Source organism: Priestia sp. YIM B13551 (assembly GCF_042787905.1).
Classification (GTDB): domain Bacteria; phylum Bacillota; class Bacilli; order Bacillales; family Bacillaceae_H; genus Priestia.
In genome coordinates this window covers 1-4,758 of the sequence record NZ_JBHZOX010000031.1, presented here as the reverse complement: position 1 = coordinate 4,758, position 4,758 = coordinate 1, and the positions used below count along the sequence as shown (strand labels likewise).

6 protein-coding genes are annotated in these 4,758 nt (G+C 33.3%); all 6 read left to right on the top strand.

Going from position 1 to position 4,758, the window contains the following annotated elements:
* The first annotated feature begins 78 nt into the window (after positions 1-78).
* Positions 79-270, top strand: coding sequence for a hypothetical protein (locus ACFX4N_RS30960; protein ID WP_098239533.1), 192 nt, complete (start codon positions 79-81; stop codon positions 268-270).
* Between the two features lie 573 nt (positions 271-843).
* On the top strand, positions 844-1,353 hold the full coding sequence (locus tag ACFX4N_RS30955) for a hypothetical protein (RefSeq protein WP_377263818.1): 510 nt from the start codon (positions 844-846) through the stop codon (positions 1,351-1,353).
* A 234-nt stretch (positions 1,354-1,587) separates the two neighbouring features.
* Positions 1,588-2,166: a MarR family transcriptional regulator gene (locus tag ACFX4N_RS30950; RefSeq protein WP_223272423.1), complete on the top strand. Its 579-nt coding sequence runs from the start codon at positions 1,588-1,590 to the stop codon at positions 2,164-2,166.
* A 637-nt stretch (positions 2,167-2,803) separates the two neighbouring features.
* Complete coding sequence (locus ACFX4N_RS30945) at positions 2,804-3,334, top strand: DUF3967 domain-containing protein (RefSeq protein WP_218216423.1); 531 nt, start codon at positions 2,804-2,806, stop codon at positions 3,332-3,334.
* A 232-nt stretch (positions 3,335-3,566) separates the two neighbouring features.
* On the top strand, positions 3,567-3,719 hold the full coding sequence (locus ACFX4N_RS30940) for a glycine zipper domain-containing protein (protein ID WP_218216424.1): 153 nt from the start codon (positions 3,567-3,569) through the stop codon (positions 3,717-3,719).
* 829 nt (positions 3,720-4,548) lie between these two features.
* Positions 4,549-4,671: a hypothetical protein gene (locus ACFX4N_RS30935; RefSeq protein ID WP_255255833.1), complete on the top strand. Its 123-nt coding sequence runs from the start codon at positions 4,549-4,551 to the stop codon at positions 4,669-4,671.
* Positions 4,672-4,758: the final 87 nt, after the last annotated feature.

Genomic DNA, 4,758 nt, shown 5'->3' with positions numbered 1-4,758 from the left:
GAAAAAACATCTTCATAGGACTTTTACGTTTTTGCATAGAATATTTTTATAACTTCAAAAGAAAAGGGAGATGATTTCGTGGATCAGCAAATAGAAACCAGAAAAGAAATAAAACTCTTGGATTCTGAAATTGATTTGTGTAATCAGATTAGAAAATTATTGGTCGAAAGAGGTCAGATGTATTTAGAATCTAAGCAAGAGTATACGGAATATGAAGTTTTACAAATTGCTTTAAATAGACTAATGAACGAACTAACTTTTAGGTATTAAAAGACTAAAAAAAACCTGAAAATATATAGAATATGAATATTGTGTGGAATGTTACATAATAAATTTATCTAAGATAGAAAAAAGAGAAGATCAGAAATATGATCTTCTCTTTTAGTTTATAGCTTCCGGTAAAATCCATTATGTTAACTACGAATGTATACCATATACAGGGTGAAAACAGAAAAAACTCCTGTGACCTGTTCAGGAGTTTTTTCTGCTAAGGAAGAAAATTAGTTGTAGATGCCGAGTCGGAGGGCATCTTGAGTAGTTTGCTCGAAATACTACTTATTATTCAGTATTACTCTTTCTTAGTTATCCGGATTAAATAATCTGTCAAAAAGATAATAGCAAAGGGAATGATCGAAACAATGAAGTACGAAATAAATGCCTTACGTATTTTACGATTCATATATATTAAATCCACCTTTATATACTGATATGAGTATTTAAGGATTTCTTGAATAGAATGTTCAATTAAACAAGAACTCATGCATATCAAGAAAAAGCAGGAAATATCATGTTGCATTTGAATACTAGTTATATACTTTTAAAACAAAAATGGGGGATAGTAGGATGCTGGTAAAAGAGATGTTAAATAAAATTATGGTGAAAGAAATGACGATTAAAGAATTAGCTGATCAATTTGACGTAAGCACTCGTACCATTCAACTAAAGATTAAAAAATTAGGCTATGAATGGGACAGTAAACAAAGTATTTATCGTTATGTTGGAGAAGAACCAGAACCTTTAGAACTTGATTTTAGTACCCTTATCTCGAAAAACAGCAAAGTGCCAGCAGAACAAAAGCTAGCTAATAGTGAAGTAGCAGCTAGTATTAGCTATGTAAATGAAAGTGAAAGCACTGGTGATAGCTTTTTAAAAGCTAGTATGAATGCTAGCAAAGTAGATGCAATTGATCTCTTGCTGCAGAATCCAAATGATCGTTCAAAAAGAGTGTATCGAGGTTTTTACTTTGACGATGATGTTTTAAGTATTATTGATCGAGTTCCTAAGAGTTATAAATCTGAATTAGTAAATGAAGCTTTGAGAAAAGTCTTTAAAGAAAAAGGATTGTTAGACTAAGAAACTCACCTATATTCAAGGTGAGTTTTCTTTGTTATTTGACAAATAGGGTTTGCAAAAATGTAAGATTTGGTAGAAAATTAGACATAAGAAAAAGCCCTCAAGTTTTCGCGGACTCGGAGGACTTCTTCTAAAAAATATTAAGAAGGAATTAACCTTCAACTACATAACTTTATAAATGTATTCTAACACAATAAGGTTAATTTCTTCCACAAAAAAATGGAGGAATTAAAGTTGGAAAAAGCATTAGAAGCAGCCGAAAGAAAAGCTAGATTAAGAGATATTGATAATTCAAAGGTGTTAACACAAGAAGAATTAGATTTAGCAAATCAACTGCAAGCTAAAGCAAATGCAGGAAAAATGAAATTAGTACCTGAAAAAAAAGTAAAAAATAAAGCAAAATTTGCTCAAATTATCCAAGAAAACTGGCTCTATTTAATTCAAAACGAAATTTTGAAAAATGAAGAGATTATGTTTTTAAATAAAATTTTAGGATTTATTGGATTCCGTTCAAATTGTTTAGTACAAGATATAAAAGCAAAAGAACAAATTCCAATGACTCAAACAGAGCTTGCAGAAGCTTTAAAAATGAGTCGAACTAATGCTAATAGACTAATAAAACAATTAATAGAAAAGGGAATCATGGGAAAGTTTGAATCAGGTAGAGATGGTCTTAATGCTAAGATGTATGCCTTATATATAAATCCAAACATTATTTTATGTGGAGATCGTGACAACATAAATGAAACTCTACAAACTATGTTTAAAAAAAGATCTAAAGAATTAAAAAATTTACCGATAAGATTGACTTAAAAATCTCCTTTTAGGAGATTTTTTTGTTTCTTGCTCAATTTCATATGTATTGAGTTCAATACTAAACTGTCTTGAACTCAATACATATGAAAAAGCCTAAAAACCTTTTCATATCAAGGGTTTTTAGGCTTTTATGTACTTAGTGCCTTCTCACTCTCTATTAAATAGCAATTCGCTGATAGAATTGCAAGAGTCTTTTTATATTTTTTTCGTTAGAAAAAACAACCCATAATGGCTATTTTCCATACAAGGTTCGAGTAGTATTTTTTAAGAAAATCACTTAAAAAATCTCCACTCTTTTCTCCTTGCATTTCAAATTTCGGCAGGTGAGGGCATATCGCCAAGCCGACCATACCCAAAACGAAGTTAATGATGATCGGCTTGTGCTAGCAATTGTACCTGCCGAACCGCCAGAGCAATCGTCCTAGAATATTTCTTTCCTTAATTTTTAAATGACGTAAAAGGGGACTAGTCCCCAAACCCCTAGCCAGCACTCCACCCCAAAACAAAGGTGAATTGATTAATCAATCATCAATCAATTAGTAGGGATTTCTAAACATCTAACGAAAATATATATAGTTTCTTTTAGTGATTGATGATTAATCGATTGAGTAATTGGAGGAGGTAATTTTGTATCATGGATTGGATAACCGTTAATAAAATCTCTAAAATGATTGATACACCTGTTCCAACTGTAAGAAGATATATACAAAAACACCAAGCTTTTTTCAATACTAGGAGAGAAGGAAAAAAGATTTTATTACATCCTGATTCTGTAGAGGTTTTAAAGAAAATTAGGAAATGGTATGTGGTTGATAACATGATTGATACTGAGATAGATAATAAGCTTAAAGCCGATGGTTACAAGGCTTTTATTGATGTTGAATCAATCAATCATGAATCAATTGAACACGAATTGGACTCTTCTTCTTTAGATTTTGTGAAAGCTATGTTTAAAGAACAAAGAGTGATTAATGAGCAACTTATGGAGAATAACAAGTTATTGGTCGAAGAGATAAAAGAAATCAAACAAAGTTATAAAGAGAGCGAAAGCAAAAGAGAACAAAGGGATTTAGCTTTGATGGAGATTGTACGATCGATGCAAGAAACAAAAAAATCAATCGCTGCCTCAGAAGAAAAAAAGAAGTGGTGGGAGTTTTGGAAATAATGTAATTTCATGGGGAATAATGTCGGGAATTTAAGAATAAACATGTAGTATACATAGAGATAAGACCGCCTTATATACTTATAGATAATGGGCGGTCTTTGTTATGAGTATTCTCTAATTTCGAACGGTTGTCTAATTACATAAACAAAGTGTAGACGTATTAGTGAAACTGAAAATACAGGATATATATAAAGCTTATAATTGGCAATTTCTAAGGAAGGGGGGATATTTTTTGTCTGATGATAAAAAAGGAAGGATAACAACAGGAATTGGAATATGTCTAGGGTTAGCGTTTGGGGCTATTTTCGGGTTGCTTTTTGATAATCTCGCCCTAGGCCTTGGAATAGGTAGTGCAGTAGGATTAGCAATTGGGTTGGGCAAGTAAATAAAGGAGTTTTATAAGGAATAAGAGTACTATATTCCGCGATTGTCAATGGTAAGCGGACCGTAGGGAGCATTAAGGAATTGACAATCTCTCCAAACCAAGACCCTCTTGGCACTCAAACAAACTCGTTTGTTTGACGCCAACCGGCGAGGGAGCCCCCTCAAAAAAGTGAGGGGGTTGGGGGAGTTTTTTGAGGGGGGTTAAGGGGAAGAGTTCCCCTTACAGGTGGTGGACGGCGTCCACGGTCTTAACGAAAAAGGGCATCCGTTAAGGATGTCTTTTTTCTTTTTGGCGGAGCCAAACACAGGGAGGAATTCCGACCGCCCACCTCGTAGAGCGCGCTCCCAATTTGATCGAAGATGAAAAATTGGTGTAATGCGTTACACCAAATCTCAAGTTGTGGTATGCTCTACCTAAGAACAGTGGTCAAAATGGGGAAAGCAGGATAGCGAAATAAAGGACTATCAGAATGCAAAAGTCCCCGAAGACGAAATAACGGAGATCCAGAAACACAACCAACGAGAAGGAAAAGTTAAAATAAGAGGTTAAGAGGGAATTAGATAGTGAGTATAAAGCTCATATAAGCCATATAAGCAATGATTCGTTAATTGAGAATAAAATATACATAAAAAAATAAAAAAGAGCCGTGTGCAGGCAAATAAGAGTTATGAGCAAGAATTTGAGCGAGAATAAATCATTTATGATATAATGCCCGTTCATCAGCATATTCAATTTGAAGATATGAAGGTACTCTCTTTCAAAGAGAGTACCTTTTTACGTATAGTGAATAAATTCTTCACCTGTTAATGAAAATAGGAGGTTTTCTTATATGGACTACACATTTTTTCCGGTGGTTATTTCATTAGTTGCTTTAACATTTGCAATGCAAGCGCAGTTAGAAAATAAAAAATTAAGGCAACAAATTAGAGAGCTAGAAAGAAAACAGATTTAAGGTAACCTTATTAACAAAATAAAAAGCCACCTCGGCATTGGCAAGCGAGGTGGCTTTTTTGTAAGGGTTCGTTCATACGTATCCGAA